Origin of the sequence: Paenibacillus mangrovi (assembly GCF_022898935.1) — a bacterium.
GTDB classification, from domain to species: Bacteria; Bacillota; Bacilli; order Paenibacillales; family Paenibacillaceae; genus Paenibacillus_AQ; species Paenibacillus_AQ mangrovi.
In genome coordinates, this window is the sequence record NZ_JALIRP010000001.1 from 803,691 (window position 1) to 822,369 (window position 18,679).

At 46.8% G+C, this 18,679-nt stretch carries 11 protein-coding genes; all 11 read left to right on the forward strand.

The genetic code is table 11. From position 1 onward, the window contains the following. The first annotated feature begins 54 nt into the window (after positions 1–54). On the forward strand, positions 55–1,764 hold the full coding sequence (locus MUG84_RS03695; protein ID WP_244720171.1) for a sensor histidine kinase: 1,710 nt from the start codon (positions 55–57) through the stop codon (positions 1,762–1,764). Then, positions 1,757–3,196: a response regulator transcription factor gene (locus MUG84_RS03700; protein ID WP_244720176.1), complete on the forward strand. Its 1,440-nt coding sequence runs from the start codon at positions 1,757–1,759 to the stop codon at positions 3,194–3,196. Before MUG84_RS03695 ends, MUG84_RS03700 begins: the two co-directional genes overlap by 8 nt. Next, on the forward strand, positions 3,193–4,833 hold the full coding sequence (locus tag MUG84_RS03705; RefSeq protein ID WP_244720179.1) for an extracellular solute-binding protein: 1,641 nt from the start codon (positions 3,193–3,195) through the stop codon (positions 4,831–4,833). The genes MUG84_RS03700 and MUG84_RS03705 overlap by 4 nt, the downstream gene beginning before the upstream one ends. A gap of 227 nt (positions 4,834–5,060) precedes the next feature. Continuing rightward, complete coding sequence (locus tag MUG84_RS03710; protein WP_244720940.1) at positions 5,061–6,845, forward strand: glycoside hydrolase family 66 protein; 1,785 nt, start codon at positions 5,061–5,063, stop codon at positions 6,843–6,845. A gap of 186 nt (positions 6,846–7,031) precedes the next feature. Then, positions 7,032–8,615, forward strand: a complete 1,584-nt coding sequence (locus MUG84_RS03715; protein WP_244720182.1) for an ABC transporter substrate-binding protein — start codon at positions 7,032–7,034, stop codon at positions 8,613–8,615. 42 nt (positions 8,616–8,657) lie between these two features. Beyond that, positions 8,658–11,657, forward strand: a complete 3,000-nt coding sequence (locus MUG84_RS03720) for an extracellular solute-binding protein (RefSeq protein ID WP_244720185.1) — start codon at positions 8,658–8,660, stop codon at positions 11,655–11,657. Continuing rightward, positions 11,647–12,573, forward strand: coding sequence for a carbohydrate ABC transporter permease (locus tag MUG84_RS03725; RefSeq protein ID WP_244720189.1), 927 nt, complete (start codon positions 11,647–11,649; stop codon positions 12,571–12,573). The genes MUG84_RS03720 and MUG84_RS03725 overlap by 11 nt, the downstream gene beginning before the upstream one ends. Before the next feature lie 23 nt (positions 12,574–12,596). Next, on the forward strand, positions 12,597–13,466 hold the full coding sequence (locus MUG84_RS03730) for a carbohydrate ABC transporter permease (protein WP_244720942.1): 870 nt from the start codon (positions 12,597–12,599) through the stop codon (positions 13,464–13,466). Position 13,467: 1 nt separating this feature from the next. After that, on the forward strand, positions 13,468–15,510 hold the full coding sequence (locus MUG84_RS03735; protein ID WP_244720192.1) for a YIP1 family protein: 2,043 nt from the start codon (positions 13,468–13,470) through the stop codon (positions 15,508–15,510). Continuing rightward, entirely contained in the window at positions 15,495–17,762 is a 2,268-nt protein-coding gene (locus MUG84_RS03740; protein ID WP_244720195.1) for a DUF5696 domain-containing protein, read from the forward strand. The genes MUG84_RS03735 and MUG84_RS03740 overlap by 16 nt, the downstream gene beginning before the upstream one ends. Next, positions 17,759–18,676, forward strand: a complete 918-nt coding sequence (locus MUG84_RS03745) for a carbohydrate ABC transporter permease (protein WP_244720198.1) — start codon at positions 17,759–17,761, stop codon at positions 18,674–18,676. Before MUG84_RS03740 ends, MUG84_RS03745 begins: the two co-directional genes overlap by 4 nt. Positions 18,677–18,679 lie beyond the last annotated feature (3 nt).

Here is an 18,679-nt window from a genome sequence, read left to right on the forward strand (position 1 = left end):
ACAGTATTTGATGAATGGAATCAGCGATAAACAACCTCGAAAAAGGTGCCTCCGATGACATTAAAAAAACGAATTTTCATCATTTTTATATTCAGCTCGCTCGTGCCGTTTATATGTATTAGTATCTTTTCATACTACACGATCTTTTCGATCATGACGAACCGAGTTGAAGCGGGAATCCGGAGCAATTTGAAGCAAGTGACGCTTTCTTTGGAAAATACACTGAACAGCCTGAACCATATCTCGCAGCAATTTGCCTATGGCGGCACGATCGTCCGGGAGCTCGATGAGCTCCTGCGGACGGAGGAACCCTTCCAGCGGATGAAGCTGCAGCATCAGTTCAAAAGCAAATTGAACCTGATTACCTTCACCAACCCAGATATCGGTTTGACAATGTATTATTTTGAAAAAGATCAAATGTATCAATTCGAAAATTTACCGGTGAAATACAGCTTTTCTCCAGAGAAGCTGCCCCTTTTTGCCCAGTATTACGGGATTTCCTACTATGGACCTCATGAAAGTTTTAATCGTCTGGATAACAAATATGTGGTGTCCGCATTAAGGAAAGTAGATTTTCCCGGGCGCGATGATGTGTATATTTACATAGAATCCGGGTTTCAATTGCTCCAAAATATGTTTGGAAGCAATGATTCCAGTAACAATCTCTATCATGTGCTGTTGGATAATAGCGGGAGAATCACGTATAGCGAAATTCCACAGTTATTCCGAACTGGTACGATTTTTCCGGAGTTTTCCGAAGGAGGCTCCTCTGGTTATAACAAAGACCATTACTGGTACAAACAGGCGAGCGACCAAGGCTGGAGTGTCGTATCTGTCATTGCCGAAGCCGACTTCAATAAAGAGGTTAATCGCTGGCTGCTGCAAATTGTATTGTTCTCTTTATTGTTTCTTGGCGTAACGCTAGGTCTAGCATGGTTGTTATGGAAGATGGTGTACAGGCCCCTTAGTCAGTTCCAGACTGAAATCAAAACGCTTTCAAAGGAGCGGTCCAAACCAGGCTTTGAACAGACCAGGATCCCTGAATTTGACTATTTATTAAGACAATTTCAGAACATGAAGAAACAAACCTGGGAGCTGTTTAATGAGGTCAGAGACAAAGAAAAGCAGCGGGTCGATCTTGAAGTGGAGAAACTGTTGTATCAGATTAACCCGCACTTCCTGATGAATACGCTGGATACGGCTCACTGGCTCGCAGTCATGAACGGACAGCAGGAAATCGATCGTCTGATCCAGTCTCTCAATAAACTACTTTATTACAATCTGGGGAAAATGGGAAAGCCCTCGACCATCGAGGAAGAAATCGACGCGATCAAGCAGTATTTGGCGCTGCAGCAAATTCGATATGATTTTCAGTTCGATGTGCGTATCTATGCGGATGAGGAAGTGCTAAAAAAGCAGGTGCCTAGGTTTATCCTTCAGCCGCTTGTTGAAAACTCGCTCTATCATGGGCTTTACGATGAAGGATATATTCTGGTAGACGTCCGATCATTGAATCGGGGCATCCAGATCGCGATCCACGATAACGGTTCCGGAATGTCAGAGGAAACGATTCACAAGCTGCTGAACAGCAAAAGCGCAGAGCAGCAGAAGGTTGGGATGGGAATTGGCATGAATTATGTGAAGCGAACGATCGAATCCCGATATCAGGACAGGGCGTGTCTGGAAATCAAAAGCGAGATAGGAAATGGCACGAGCATTTACTTAACCTTACCGATTGAAGAGGTGGGAGAGCGAAATGATTAAAGTACTAATCGTGGATGATGATAAATTTGTACGTATGGGGCTCATGTCCGTGATGCCTTGGCAGCAGTTCGGGATGCAGGTCGTTGGCGAAGCGAATAACGGAGAGCGCGCGCTCAAGCTGCTGGAGACGCAGGATGTTGACTTGTTATTGACGGATCTTGCCATGCCTGTCATGTCAGGTATCGAATTGATAAGAATCGCCCGTGAACGATATCCCCGGCTTCATATCGTCGTCTTAACCTTGCACCAGGACTTCGCATATGTTCAGGAAGCACTTCGTTTGGGAGCGATAGATTATGTTGTAAAGGTGGAGCTGGAGAAAGAACAGTTCGCGGAAGTGTTAGGCAGGATCGAAGGCCGGATTCAAGCGCAAGCGGTTCATGGAACGGCTAACCGGAGTCAAGATGATGTGCAAATCCATATCGGGGAAAAGGGCTATATTGTGGTTCGTTTTGATCATCATGCCGGCGGCGAATGGAACAAAGGATTGCATCTTTCTACAGATGTAAACGTGATTGAGGTGGACCGTAATTGCTGGCTGTTGATCTCGAGACATGACCGGGATGACGAGCTGTGCCATTCATTGTTAACCAACATGCGAAGTATGGAGAAGTGTATAGTGATTGAATTATCGGATTTGCACGGGTTCACGCTAAACGAGATACAGCGATGGGTCCGGGATTTTAAGGAACGGGAATTATTCTATAGTTATCAGCCGCATATCTCCGCGATCTCAGTATGTATCCATAAGGGGAGCGAACATCTGGCAGAGCCAGCCGAGGAAGATCTGGAGCGGCTAAAAGACCAGTGGCTATCCGCAGAGTGGTTATATCATGACGGCTTGTTCGAGAAGCTGGTCCTGGAAATAAAGCTGCTCAGAATGCCGCAGGCGAAGCTGATCGGATTGCTGTATGCTTTTGTGAATGAGTGGAACCGTTTATTCTCACAATCCACGCTTGGCAGAATCAAACTTGTCGAGCCTATTTACTCTTGGTATCAAGTGGAGCAGTGGCTAAAGAGCATTCGCGGTTTGACCCAGCATGCTGCCGACAAAACGAGTTATTCGCAGGAAATCATTCATTGCATCCTGAATGCCGAGCAGATGATGCGGTCCGAACTGGACCAGCCCTTAACAGCGGCAGACATGTCCAAAAGGATTAATATGAGTCGAAGCTATTTCAGCCAATGCTTTAAGGATATTATCGGGAATACATTTATCGAGCATATCCGGAGGCTTCGAATGGAAAAAGCCAAGCAGTACCTGCTTAGTACGAACAAAACAATCCAATGGATTGCTGAGCATACTGGCTATATGGATGAAAAATATTTTAGCCGCACTTTCCGTGACCAGACTGGAATGCTTCCAAGCGAGTACAGGTCCCGTAAACGCACGCATTCTGACAATGGCCGTGTGAAAGAGGAGAACCGATGAATAAGAAGACCGCTTTATTCATAGTTGCATTATTATGCATACTTACCGCCTGTAAGGGATCTGGTACGTTGGATACGGATTCGGCGAAGGCGTATCAAGAACTGCTGCCATTCGAGAGATATGAGCATCCGGTCATGTTAAGTGTAGGAGCGGGGGTTGACCCTAACTACAAGACATATACAGGGGAGACCCCTGCCAATAATCCTTGGATCAAGGCAATTCAAGAAACGCTAAATGTCCATGTCAACATTGCTTGGATCGTTACGAATCAAAATATGGAGCAAAAAGTGGATCTGACCATCGCCAGCAATACGCTGCCGGATGCCATGGTTGTCACGCCATCCCAACTAAGCCAAATGGTTAAGGCCGATGAGCTGGCCGATTTAACCACGGCTTATAACGACTATGCATCACCGGTCATGAAAAGCATCATGGACAGCACCAATGGGGCTGCGATGAGCCAGGTCACCTTCAATGGCCAAATCCTCGCTCTCCCATCCGTGGCTCCGGAAGACATTAGCATGCTGTGGATACGCAAGGACTGGCTGGATCAGCTCGGACTACAGCCGCCGGCCACGCTGGATGAGCTGGAAGCGACGGCGAGAGCTTTTGTAGAGAGAGATCCTGATGGCAACGGGAAGGCGGATACGATCGGAATCGCAGCAGGTGTCCCACTCTATGATGATTATCATGCCGGACCAGGCAGCTTTAATTTAAATCCCATTTTCTCAGCTTACAATGCTTACCCGGGATTTTGGCTGAAAGACGCTCAGGAAAAGCCCGTCTATGGATCGATTCAATCCGAGACGAAGGCGGCGCTTGAGAAGCTGCGCGACATGTATGCCAATGGATTGATTGATCGGGAGATGGGTATCCGTGATTCTGCTGCGGAGGTGGTGATTAACGGGAAAGCAGGGATGTTTTTCGCTCCTTTCTCCGGAGGGTATTGGCCGGTGCCGGAAGCATTGAAGAACAACCCCAGGGCTAACTGGCAGGCCTACGCCCTGCCGCTGGATGCGGACGGTAAATTTAATGCCAAGGTGTTTCAGCCGACGAAGTCATTCATTGTCGTTCGTAAAGGCTATAAACACCCCGAAGCGGTAGTAAAGGTGACCAATCTTATTTTGCGGGACGAGTACTTGTACGGGATAGACTTTCAGCCGCTAAGGAATACGCTGGCCCCGCACGATGAAATTCCGGCTACAGTTAGAGCGCTGCAAGCTGTATTGTCAGGGGAACGAAATCCCGAAGATTTCGATGACAAGGTTGAATATACGCTGCTCAATAACGACGTTTATACCATAAAGAACACGAAGCTGGCTCCTTACAGCAGCACGGATATTCAGTACTGGGATGCAAGAGATCCAAATTTCAAGCGAGCCTATTCGCTGCTTGTCGGCGGGAGAAATTTGCTGGACCCGAATCTGAACAAAGTACACAGCATCTACGAATCGCAAACTGGAACAATTGAAAACCAGTGGAGGCACTTGATCAATACGGAAATGGAGCTGTTTACCCAGATTATTATGGGAGCCGCTCCGCTTGAAGCATTTGACGAATGGGTCGAGGATTGGAAGAGACAAGGCGGCGACCTGATGACTACTAAAGTAGAATTAGAGTTAAACCGGCAAAAATAATCGATTCCTGTTAGAGGGGTCGGTTTTTTTTTATGGTAGACAAATGCCCGATGGAGAGGGTGAGAATTGACTTCGATGCCAGCGATCATTCGTCTACCGTAACATACTACTCCTGCCTATCTCGGCAGGACAATGACAGGCTGTAATATGAATGTGCAATGTAGACGTTTTAGAAGGATGAAGCTTTAACAACTACGGATAAGTTAGGGGGTTCTGACAGATTGAGAATGACATGGTCGAAATACGCTGCCATTCTTCTAACCTGCTGCATGACAGTTGTGGCATCTGGATGCAGCGAACAACCGGAGGTGAAGGCGGAACAGGTCGAACGCCAGGGGATGATGAAATGGATTACGACGGATAAGGCTGCATATCATCCAGGCGAGAAGGTGAAATTCACACTTCAGCTGAATCCATCGGAATCGGAAGCTAAGGTGTTCGTCCAGTACCGTCATCTCGGACAGAAAATAGGGCAGCAAACTGTGAAAATTAGCGGAACTGAAGCCGAATGGGAGTGGACCCCGCCGAAGGATGATTTCAGAGGCTATATGGCGGAGGTATTCGTTAAGACAAAGGACAAGGTAATGGATCACCTGAATATTGCTGTAGACGTTTCCTCGGATTGGGCCAAATTCCCGCGTTATGGGTACTTGGCTGATTTCCCGAAATTAAGCGAGTCACAGATGACCAGAGTGATTGACCGTCTCAACCGGTACCATATTAACGGCATCCAGTTCTATGATTGGCAATACAAGCACCATGATCCGATCAAGACGGCTCACGGAACGCCCGCGGCGGAATGGCCGGATATCGCGAATCGGCCTACATCCTATGATACGGTGAAGGGCTATATTGATTTGGCTCATCGTCATAACATGAAGGCGATGAATTATAATCTGATCTTCGGCGCTTACGAGGATGCGGAGAAAGACGGCGTAAAAAAGGAATGGGCATTGTATAAGGATCAAGCGCTCACCATTCAAGACAGTCATCCGCTCCCGGACAGCTGGGCCAGCGATATTATGCTGTATGATCCGAGCAATCCGGAGTGGCAGAATTACTTGATTGCCAAAGAAAAGGAAGTGTTCAAGCATCTGCCTTTTGACGGATGGCATGTCGATCAGCTGGGCGAACGGGGGACATTATGGAACGCGGCGGGAGAGAGTGTGGAGCTGCCACATGGATACTTATCATTCTTGAAGGCTGCCAAAAAACAGCTGGATGTCAGTTATGTCATGAATGCGGTTAACCAATATGGCCAAGTGTTTATGGCGTTAGCACCGCTTGATTTCTTCTACACGGAGGTATGGTCCGATTTTCCGGAATATGGCGACCTGAAGAGAGTGATCGATCAGAACAACGGCTTCAGCAGTAATAAGCGGAACACGGTACTAGCTGCCTATGTAAATTATGAGCTTTCCAATGCTCCGGGAATATTCAATGCTCCGGGCGTACTGCTGGCGAACGCGGTCATCTTCGCGTCAGGCGGCGCTCATTTGGAGCTAGGGGAGAACATGCTGTCCAAGGAGTACTTCCCGCACAAGAACCTCACTCTGACACCGAAACTGGAGGAGCAGCTTACGAATTATTACGATTTTCTCACGGCATATCAGAATATTTTGCGTGATGAACTGCAGCCGTCGGATCTAACAGTAGTAAGTACGGGCGGACCGGCTTTAACAGCAGACGCAGCCCAAGGGAAGATATGGTCTTTTGCTAAGAAGAAAGACAGCAGTGATATCGTGCATTTCATTAATTTTGCCGATGCAAACACGATGAACTGGAATGATACCGAGGGCAAGCAAGTCGAGCCGAAAGAGCTGCAGGAGCTAAGCATCTCGTTCAGCAGAGATCGGAAGGTTAGCAGCATCCTGTTTGCTTCTCCTGATTACTACAACGGATCGCCAGTTCAACTTGAATTTACACAACAGGACAATCAGGTGTCCTTGAAGCTGCCGAAGCTGAAGTATTGGGATCTCATCATGGTCAATTATGAGAATGCGTCGGGGTAGGTGATGGTGAATCAGACAGGGGGAGAAATGTCGTTAAGATCAAGATGCAAACGCTTCAATTCCTTGAACCTGCAATCATTTCTCTACGGAATGAAGCGACACGACTCTACCTTGCCGCCGGATTCTTACCCATATAATCAAGTAGTGATATGCGGTATGAACAATTACAAATCGATGGAGGGTCCAATGAAAAAGAAATTATCGATGTTTTTGATGATTACGCTGATTCTTTCTCTTGCGCTTACCGCCTGCTCGAGCGGATCGGATACGGAGGAAACCGAGAAACCCGATTCTCAGGGGACGGAGCAATCTCCACAAAATAATGAAAAGGCAGCAGGGGTCTGGGGAACGGATGAGGATGGAAACGGTGTGCCCGACTGGCAGGAGAAACCGATTGAACTCAAATTCGCGCTTCGCTTTTATGGCGAGAATGACGACACCAACCCGATCTACTTGAATATTAAGAAGTTCACACAAAAGTACCCCAATATTAAAGTTGTCCGCGATCGTCAATTTGCAATCGAGCAGCCGGATACGGATGAGCTTGAAATTCTGACCGCAAGAGCGATGGAAGGAACGATGCCGGATATCTTCTATTCACCGCTTTCGGCTGAAATGTATGATCGTGAGCTGACCTTGGACTTAACTGCGATGCTAGAATCTGATCCGGATTCGAAATGGATTTCTGAACATGCGAGAAGCTTTATGAAAACATACGACAGCAAAGAGATCTATGGTATTCCGTGGATGTCTGTAGCGCAATTTCCGGCCTTAAATCTGAAGCTGTTGAGAGAAAATGATATTAAGATTCCGCCGTATAACTGGACTTATGACGATTATGAGCATTTGCGCGCAGAAGTTGCCAAGCTCACGCCCAACAATCCGATTTTCCCGGGAATGATTGAATTCATCGATTTTGGACCTCATTACTTCGACAGTGTTCCTAATGGGTGGAAAGGATTCAATACGGAAACCCGCAAATTTGATTATGAAAGCAGCCCGAACTTTGGTAAATGGCTCAACCTTGTATCCAACGAAGGCAAAGAAGGACTGCATTTCTGGGATTTGCCTGAAGCGACGCGGAAGAAGAAAACGGGCAATTTGGGAGCGCCTTGGCAGGATGGATTGGAAGCGGTCGGCAATGTCTGGATGTATGCGCTTAGCTCGGATATGAATGAATTGATCAAAACCCGCAAGATGGATATCGACATCTACCCGATGCCAAAAGCTCCGGAAGGTGGAACGACCAGTCTGCATGGTTACTACGATACACTCAGTCTATCCAGCACATTGGCTGAGGATCAGGTCAAAGCAGAGGCGGCATTCCAGCTGGTGAAATGGTTGACTTATAGCGAAGAAGGATTGAAATCCCGCTGGGCGTTGATTGATGAGTATTCCGGACTTCCGAAGGATGCGCCGCTTCGAGCAGAGGATCGCCTAATGGACTTCATTCAAGGGTGGCCAATCACGACCAATCCAGAGGTATTGAAGCACCATCCGCTAGTCAAAGGGTTTCCGAAGGACAGTGAACTGGCCATCTTCAACTTCCCGGCTTTCCAGAACGTTGACTTCCAGCAGATGCTCTCGAATCCAGTGCCGTTCCCAAGAAACATTCCTGGTGTAGCTAAAGCTTACGAAAAGCTGAACCCATGGGAAATTAGAAACCAAATTCGGGATAAAGGCAAAAAATACAGCGATATTGCCCCTGAGTGGGATGCGATGATGAATAAGACGCTTGATGATTATTTGCGGGAATACAACAAAAAGTAACCGGATATCTGTGAAATATTGATGATGTTAGGTTGTGACCGAGTGAAAAGGAACAAGAAAATCTTACAAATTACTGCTGGTGTATGTCTCATAGCGATAGCCGTTGGTTTGTTTTTCGGCAGCAGTCAAAAGAATAAAGGTTCCGATCAACAGGTGTCCGATGCCGAGTTTGAACGTAGTAGAGCAGCCGTGGAAAAAGCTGTGAATCACGGGGAAGGGGACGGCAGCTACTATCGTGTCCTGAAGAAGTGGGAAGAAGAGAAGCTCCCTGTTCCCCGATTGTCATACACCATTCCGGCAGCCGGAACGACCGGAGGGAAGGTATACAGTAAATCACAGAGCGAAGGGTATGGGGATCATGTTGTCATTCTTGCGCCTAAGGATGAGCTGCGTTTTGATGTCGAAGTTGCCGAGCAGGGGCTGTATGAATTATGGATGGATTACCGGGTGTCCGATCAGAGCTTTTTAAATCCGGAACTTCGGATCAGCGTAAATGGTAAGAGTCAATACAACGAGATGAATGAGCTGAGGCTTCCCGTGGACTGGAAGACAGAGGTAGGTAGCCGGAAGGTTGACCGATACGGCGACGAGTTGATGCCCAAGCCGCAAATCGTGTCCGGATGGAAAAGCACAGGTCTGACGGATCCCAACTTCTTCTTTACCGAGCCGTTGAAATTCCATCTGCAGAAAGGGAAAAATTCGATCAGCATGCAGCTGGACGAAGGATACATTTTGCTTGGAAAGATAGAGCTTAAGAACTCGGATTCTTACGTTTTGCCCTATGAGAAGTACCTTACTGCCCAGAAGAACGTAGAAAACGGAATGGAATCGACGGTTACGATCGAAGCGGAGAATATGTCTCTGATGAGCAGAAAAAGTATCCGAGCCAAATATGTCAGAGACCCGCAGGTTACGCCGTATACGTACAAACATAAAGTGCTGAATGTTCTGGACGGATATTCGTTCGGGGACAGTGGTGATCGCGTTACCTATCAGTTCAGGATTGAGCATAGCGGACTGTATCAATTGACGTTGAAATATGCCCAGGACACGAATAACGGGATGCCAACCAACAGAAGAATCGAGATTGACGGGAAGGTTCCTTTCCAAGAGCTTGAGCATTACCAATTCCGTTACTCCAGCGGCTGGAAGAATGAGACGCTGCATAATGACAAGGGAGAGCCCTATTCGATTTACTTGCAGGAAGGCGAGCATACTCTTTCTTTATCTATCGATAATTCGGAAGTAAGAGAAATCTATCATGAGCTGCTTAAGATCTTGGAGGAGATTGACTTCACGGCCCGGGATGTCAACCGGTTGACAGGCGGACTAGTCGACAAGCAAAGAGATTGGCGGATTGAAAAGTATATCCCTGAGATCAGAACCTACTTGCAGGGGATTGCGGGCAACATCGAGCAGCAGAAACGAGCCTTGACTGCATATGCCCACGATGAGAATCTGTCTGTCATTGCAGAGCTTGAACATGCGGAGGATCTGATCCGCGACTTTGTGAAGGCTCCTGAAGATCTGCCCCATTATATGAGCAAGTTCAATAAAGGGGAATCTTCTGCTTACGGCAGGATCAAAACCATACTACCTATGCTGCTCTATAATCCGATGCATCTCGATAAAATGTATGTTCATAACGGGGGCGAGCTGCCGCCGCCTACGGCTGGATTTGCTACAAATGCGGTGGAAGGCGTCAAAGCGTTTCTCTATTCCTTTGCAGATTCGAGATACTCTAAGCCGAGGGCTGATGATGATGCGGTAGAGGTGTGGGTCAATCAGTCCAGACTGTATGTCGAAGTCATGCAGCGGATGATTGATGAGGAGTTTACACCGGCTACGGGAATCAAGATCAATCTGTCGATATTGCCGGATGAGAGCAAGATTGTATTATCGAATGCAGCGGGAAATACGCCGGATGCCGCTCTGGGCATCAGCTACGGAACGCCTTTCGAGCTCGCACTTCGGGGCATCATTGAAAATGTACGATCGATGGATGGATTCAATGAATTAGCGGTACAGTTCAACCCGAATGCGTTCGTGCCTTACATTTACGATCAGGGCGTTTATGCGATTCCGGAAACCCAAGACGTGAAGCTGCTGTTCTACCGTAAGGATATTTTGAGAACGATTGGTGAAAATCCGCCGCAGACATGGGACGATGTGGTCGGTCTGATTCCTCTGCTTCAGAAGTATGACATGAATTTCTATACGCCGCTCGGATCGGATAATGCGTACAAAGGGTTTGACGTGACCACACCGTTCATTTATCAATTTGGTGGGCGATTATACGATCCGACAGGAAGCAAAACGGTCATCAATCAGGACGGCGCATACCATGCATTCGAATTCATGACCAATCTATTTACGGTGTATAACATTCCGATTACGACTTCGCAGTTTTTCCAGAGCTTTAGAAACGGTAAAACACCTGTCGGTATCGGCGATGCGAATACGTACATCCAGTTGAAGTATGCGGCTCCTGAGCTTGGCGGACAATGGGGAGTTCTCCCTGTACCGGGCATTAAGAATAAGGCTGGCGTCATAGAGCGCTGGGAACCGACTTACGGAAGCTCAAGCATTATTTTCAAGCATAGCGACAAGAAAGAACAAGCTTGGAAATTTATCAAGTGGTGGGTTGACGCCGAGACGCAAAGCGCGTTTTCTTATCAAATCCAATCGACCCTGGGGGATAAATTTTTGTATATGACAGCTAACCTGAAAGGATTCGAGAAGAGCGCTTGGCCATCGGACTCCAAAGCCGTCATTATGGAGCAGTGGAAATGGATTCAATCAACCGGAAAAGTGCCGGGGGACTATGTGTTGGAACGCGAAATCAGCAATGCGTGGAACAAAGTCGTATTCGATAAGCAAAATCCACGAATTGCCATTGATAATGCGGTCAAAACCATCAATAGGGAACTGGAACGGAAATTGAAGGAGTTCGGATACTTTGAGAACGGGAAGATGGCGAAGCCTTACGTGGTTCCAACGATTGAAAATGTAGAGAGCTGGGTGAGCGCACATGGGAAATAACATGAGGGGGAAGCGTCAATTCAAGCGCAGTTTTTACAAGCTGGCGGATAGTCCATACATGTTTATTTTTCCTTATGCTGCATTGTTTTCGCTTCTCATCGTATTACCGGTAGCTGTCGCGATCGGGCTTTCATTTACTTACTTTAATACGGTGCAAGCCCCTAAATTCGTAGGATTTCAGAATTACATTGATTTGTTTACAGGAGATACCATTTTTCTGCAGCATGCGATATCCAATACGTTGTTTTACGCCGTCTTGGTAGGGCCTATCGGGTATATGCTCGCGTTCTTTCTCGCCTGGATGCTCTCGCAAGTTCCGCACAGGATCAGAACGATCTACACGGTCATTATTTACTCTCCTTCAGTGACGGGATCCATCATGGTAACGGTCGTATGGAAGGTGCTGTTCAGCGGAGACCGAACGGGATATCTGAACTATTGGCTGATGAAGATGGATATCATTCAGGAGCCGCTTCAATGGCTCAAGTCTCCTGAATTGCTTGTACCGATCATGATTTTTATTGCGCTGTGGGGAAGTATGGGCGTAGGGTTTCTTGCCATGCTGGCGGGACTACTGAATATTGACAAGACGATGTACGAAGCCGCCTATATTGACGGCATTCGAAATCGTTGGCAGGAAATCTTCTATATTACGATTCCATCGATGAAGCCGCAGATGTTGTTCGGGGCGGTGATGGCCATTATCGGCACATTCAACGCATCCGGCGTAGCGGCAACGCTTAGCGGAGGATCGCCTCCTCCGCAGTATGCCGGCTGGATGATCGTCGACCATGCCAACGATTTCGGATTTACGCGCTTTGAGATGGGATATGCATCTGCGGTAACGGTCGTGTTGTTGTATATCGTGATCCTGTTCAATAAGATCAGCTACAAATTATTTGGAGAGCACGAGTAGTCTCTATATCTTTCGTGAGTGTGGTGAGAAGCTTGATTAAGTTTAACCCTCAAAAGCTGCATAAGGATCAGTGGGGCTTTCATCTGGTGCTTTTGATTCTGTCTCTGTTTATGCTCCTGCCGATCGTATTTATAGTCAATCATGCATTTAAACCTTTTACGGAATTGTTTGCATATCCGCCGACGTTCTTCGTGAAAATGCCGACACTGGAAAATTTCCGTTTGTTGATTAATTTTTCGGCGGAATCCGGCATACCGGCCTCCAGATATGTATTCAACAGCCTATTCACGACAACCCTTGTCATTCTGCTCACTTTGCTGATAAGCTCTTTGGCGGCTTATGCGTTATCGAAGCTATCCTTCAGGGGGAAGCATGTTTTTAACAAGGTGAATACATTGGCGCTGATGTTCGTACCTATCGCGGTAGCTATTCCCCGGTTTCTCATTATAGAGAATCTGGGCATATTCAATACGTATCTGGCGCATATCGTCCCGATGCTGGCAATGCCGATCGGCATCTTTCTCTTAAAGCAGTTTATGGATCAAGTACCGGATGATCTGATCGAAGCCTCTAAAATGGACGGGGCGGGCAACTGGCGGGTCTATTGGAATGTGATGCTGCCGCTGGTCAAGCCTGCGCTTGTTACCGTGGCGATATTAACGTTTCAGGCAAGCTGGGGCAATTCCGAGAGTTCATCCATCTTTATGGATGACGAGTCGCTGCGGACCCTTCCTTTCTATATGAACACGCTAGTTGCACAGTCGGGCAATATTGTCGCTGGTGCGGGATTGGCGGCAGTAGCGGGACTCGTGATGTTTGTGCCCAATATCGTTTTATTTATTGTTTTACAAAATAAAGTCATGGATTCCATGGCTCATACGGGGATCAAGTAATATGCAGAAACGGACTATGATGCTCTCCCTTACGCTGTTTTCGTTCGTTGTGTTGTTGTATTGCTGTACGTCGCCTGTCTATGCAGCTGTAGATGCCCCCTACTTTACCTATACGAGCGACAGTAAAGGGTTCGTCATCATGACACAGGCTGCCTATACCCCGACCGTGCAGATCTCCACCATAAATGGTCAAAAATTGGAGACGCCGGAGCACGTCTTTGTCGATGATCAGGACAATGTGTATATTACGGACAGCACACTGAGCAAAGTATTTATTCTGGATCCTCAATATCGCTTCGTGAAGGAACTGACGAACGACAAATTCAAAGCGATCAAGAGCACATTTGTTACGGATCAGTTTATCTATGTAGTCGATACGTCGCTCAATGTCATTTTTGTGCTGGATAAGGCTACGCATCAATTGTTGAAAGAGATCGGAAAACCGGACTCGCCGATTTTTCAGGAAGGCTATGAGTTTAGTCCGACGCATATCGCAGTTGATGTGAGAGGCAATATTTATGTGAGAAGTACAGGTTCTGTGAACGGCCTTATCATGTTGAACGGGGATGGGGAGTTCGTGACTTTCTTCGGTGCGAATCCGATGCAGACACCCTTGCTCGACCGGCTGAGATCTTTTTTCCTGACAAAAACGCAGCAGGATAAAATCAAGAAAGTATTGCCGGATGTGCCGAGCAATATTGCGATAGACAAGACAGGTTTTATCTACACGGTTACGTCATCGGTCGAGGACAACCCGGTCAAAAAATTCAACGTTTCGGGAAAGAACTATTTTCCGGATAAGATGGTCGGTATGTTCTCGATGGAAAGCGTCTGGGTCGGACAACATCATAATGTGTTCTCCGTCAGCTCCGACGGCTGGATTTTTGAATATGACACGAACGGGAATTTGCTGTTCTTGTTCGGTGGCAAAGATTTCACCTCCAGCCGGCTCGGTCTGCTGAATAGACCTGTCGCGTTAGCGTCCAATTCTTCCGATGAGCTGATCGTTGTGGATCAGGGATTGAAGCTGCTTCAGTGCTATCGTCCGACCGAGTTCTCGAATGCGGTTCATCAGGCGATGGACGCCTACCAAGACGGGGATTATGACAAGAGTAAAAAGCTGTGGGAGTACACGCTGAAATACAACTCTTTGTTCGATAATGCCCATGTCGGACTCGGCAACGCCTATCTTCGTGAAGGCAACGCTTCGGGGGCCTTGGCTGAATTTGAATACGCGAAGCATAACAACGGCATGTCAGAGGCTTTCTGGGAAATACGCCAAGGCTGGCTGCAGAACAATCTAGGTGTCGTCTTTTCTATTCTACTCACCCTTATTCTCGGTAGTTATGCAAGCAAATGGTTAAATCGAAGGTACGGTTATGTGTCTAGAATCGGGAGTAAGCTGCAGGTCGTTCGGAGGGTTAAAATCATTGACAACCTGCTCTATATGTTTACGTTCCTGAGGCACCCGTTGGATGGGCTGTATCATATCAAATACGAAAACAGAGTATCCAGGCTATCATCAACGGTCATTTACGTGCTCGTTACGATTCTGTTGATCGTGCATTATGAATATGCCAATCCATTGTTTGTCAAGAAGCAGGATTATTTCTTGTATACATTAATGATCATGGTCGGACTCGCCGTGCTATGGATGCTGTCCAACTATCTGATCTGCTCCATCACGGACGGGGAAGGGAAATTCAGAGATGTGTATAATGCCACAGCTTACTCTATAAGTCCACTGATCGTCATCCTGCCTCCGCTTATTCTGTTCAGCAGAGGACTGACGTTGGAGCAGTCGGTCTTTTACGATCTGCCGATTCAGGCGATGATCCTTTGGATAGCATTTTTAATGTTTTTCATGATTAAGGATATCCATAACTATGAAGCCGGCGAGACGGTGGACGTTATTTTCAGAAGTCTATTCACGATGCTGGTGATTGGATTGTTCCTATTTGTCTTTTATTCGATCGGGAGTCAATTCCTTGGCTTTCTGCATGATGTAGTGACGGAGGCGGGCAGCAGATGGCAGCGAAAATGATCAAATACGGAATCATATTGATAATAGCGGTCCTACTTGGGGTAGGCTACTGGCTGAACGGTTTGCCGGATGTAAAGTATGGGATCGCAGCGCCTGTGAGCAACTATAAGGACATTACGGTGAACGACAAGCCCGCAGGATGTTCTGGCAATGACGTGAAGACGGAAATACCGGATTCTTTTGCCAAGGTAGCTGGAAATGATCAGTTGGAGCTCTATCTCGAAGAAGAAAGTGTAGCCATTGCCGTCAAAGACAAATGCAACGGGCACACCTGGTTTTCCTATGACGTGAGCAAGGATATGGAGGAGGCTGGATATAATGCGGAAATGACGGCATATATCAAATCAGGTCTTTCCATCATCACATATGATAAATTTACGCCGGGCCGAAGAACGATACTAGGGGATCAAGCGACAAAGACCTATCAGCGAAGAGATGACGGGTTTATTGCAACGATTGATTTCGAGAAGGCTAAGATTCGATTTGATGTTGTTGTAACACTGCAGCAGGGAGATGTCGTTGTACAGATTCCCCGTGAGAGCATTAAAGAATACAATGCAAATTTGTGGAAGGCCGGCAACGAAGATATTTCATTAAGCGAGATTATTGTGTATCCGTTCTTCGGGAGCGCAACTCATAAAGATAACGGATACATGGTCATACCCGACGGAGCGGGAGCGATCGTGAAACTGGATAAAACCCCGAAGCATGCAGCCGGATATTCTGCCCCCGTGTATGGTACAGATCCGGGTTATGAAGGTTCCATGGAACTCAGCGCGAAGGGAGTTGTCGTGAAGCCGGAAGAAAGGATATCCCTGCCGATCTACGGTATCATTCACGATGCGAGACATGCCGGCATGCTGGTTATCGCGGAAAGCGGCGACAGTTATGCCACTTACAATTACGTGTCCAGCGGCATGCAGACGAATTACTATCAATCTTACTTCAGCTATACCTATCGAAAAGAATACCCTCAGTTCCAGAGCAGGGTGAACAAGGATCAGCTCGTATTAGGCTTTCAGGAGAAGCCCAATTCATTTGATCTGGTTCAGCGCTATGTCTTCTTGAGGGGGGATCAAGCGAACTATGTAGGAGTAGCCAAAACATTCCGCGATTTTCTGGTCAAGAAAGATGGATGGCATCGACCAACGGCACCCAAGCATGACAAAATGCCGATGAAAATCGATTTTATTAACAATGAAGTTACTGACGGTACGCTTGGTGTCGAGAATGTGACCGCAACGAGCTACAAACAAGCGCAGGAGATTGTCAGGAAAATGGCGGACAAAGGCTTCAGCAGGTTGAATGTGACGTTTAAATCATTTATTAAAAAGGATGCTGCCTATCGGTTTGACGTGCTCCGGAATTTGGGCGGGAAAGAAGCTTTTCGGGAAGCGGCCGATTATTTTGCCTCCCAGCATATCAAGTTCAATCAATATGTGGATTATTCGAGATCTTATTTTGAGGCGACCCCATATACAGCAAGCAAATTAAACAGGCAGGCTATGGGTGTGATCAACGAAAATAAATCGGTGTACAACTACTTGAACAATCCTAAATATTTTAAGGTCCTTGCGGAAAATGATCTGAAAGCTTACCAGCAGTACGGCATTCATTCGCTGGCGTTTGACGGATTCGGTTCAAGTCTATTTACACACTATGATCATGGATCCATCGGATATTCGAACGAAGGCATGGCCTATGTGGAAGATGTATTGAAGTATCTGGGTGATAACGGCATCGAAATCGGCATGTATTTACCTGACGCTTACCTTTATAAGTACATCAGCGAATTTTATGATACGCCAATTTCTTCGTCAGAGCTTATCTTTATTGATGCGACCATACCGCTCGTGCCACTGGTTGTAAGCGGTTATGCGGATATGTATGCGCCGTATATGAATTCTTCCTCGAATGATACCGATGCGATGCTCAGGCTGATCGAGTTTGGTGTGTATCCATCCTTTGTATTAACGGGTGAGTCCACATACAGTATCAAGTACACGGCTTCTCATGATGTTTTTACTTCGGAACTCCAATATTTGGAGGATCGGATCGACTTCTATTACTCCTCGGCAAGCAAGGCGCTGAACGAAGTTATAGGTCATGAAATGATCAACCATACGATTCTGGATGCGGGGGTCGTTCTGGTCGAGTATGACAACGGCAAGAAGATATTGATTAATTATAATGATTCCGAATACCGATATGGAGATGTAAAAATGAAATCAAAAGGGTTCGTGATTCTATGATAACGGAGACGAAGAAAGGCAAGGTCGAACCGAAGATTATCAAGCCCGTGAAAACCCGCTTAAGCTTGAAGAGCAAGCAAAGCTGGACAGGGATCCTGTTCATTAGCCCTTGGATTATTGGTTTTTTGGCCTTTTTCGCATATCCGTTATATAGAACCGTCTTTATGAGTTTCCATAATGTTTCCTTCGGGCTGAAGACGGGCTGGAGATACAAATGGGTCGGGATGGAAAATTATCAGCGTATTATGTTTGAAGAAACCGACTTCGTCGTCGCAGCCCAGAATTTCTTTGTCCAGACTTTGCTGTATGTTCCGGTTATTATTGCATTGTCAATCATTATCGCTGTACTGCTGAATCAGAAAATAAAAGGGAAGATCATTTTCCGGCTTCTGTTTTTCCTCCCCGTCATTATTCTTAGCGGGAAGCTGATGGAAAATATGGATACCTACGGCGGGATGTCGCTAACTGCGAATGAGTTTATTCTCGAGTCGCTCTATATGATCATTCCTTCCAAGGACGTTGTGCTGCTCATTACCAGCTTGTTCGAGCTGATCGTTCAATTGTTGTGGTTCAGCGCGGTTCCTATTCTTATTTTTTTGGCTTCGCTTCAGAAAATCAGCAAAGAAATCTATGAGGCAGCGTCCATTGACGGAGCTTCACCCTGGTCTTCTTTCTGGAAGATCACCTTGCCGATGGTCTACCCGCTCGTTAGCGTGTGTGTGATATATGTCGTCGTATTCTTGGCCAATTTCGAGACGAATCCAATTAACTCGATCATTATGCAGTCCAAATATGACGGCTCCCGGCGGGAAGGATATGCATCGGCTCTATCCATTCTGTATTCGCTTGTCCAGCTGGCGGTTATTGCCATTCTATATTATTCGACTCACAGCAGAAGCACGAAAGGAAGGTGATCC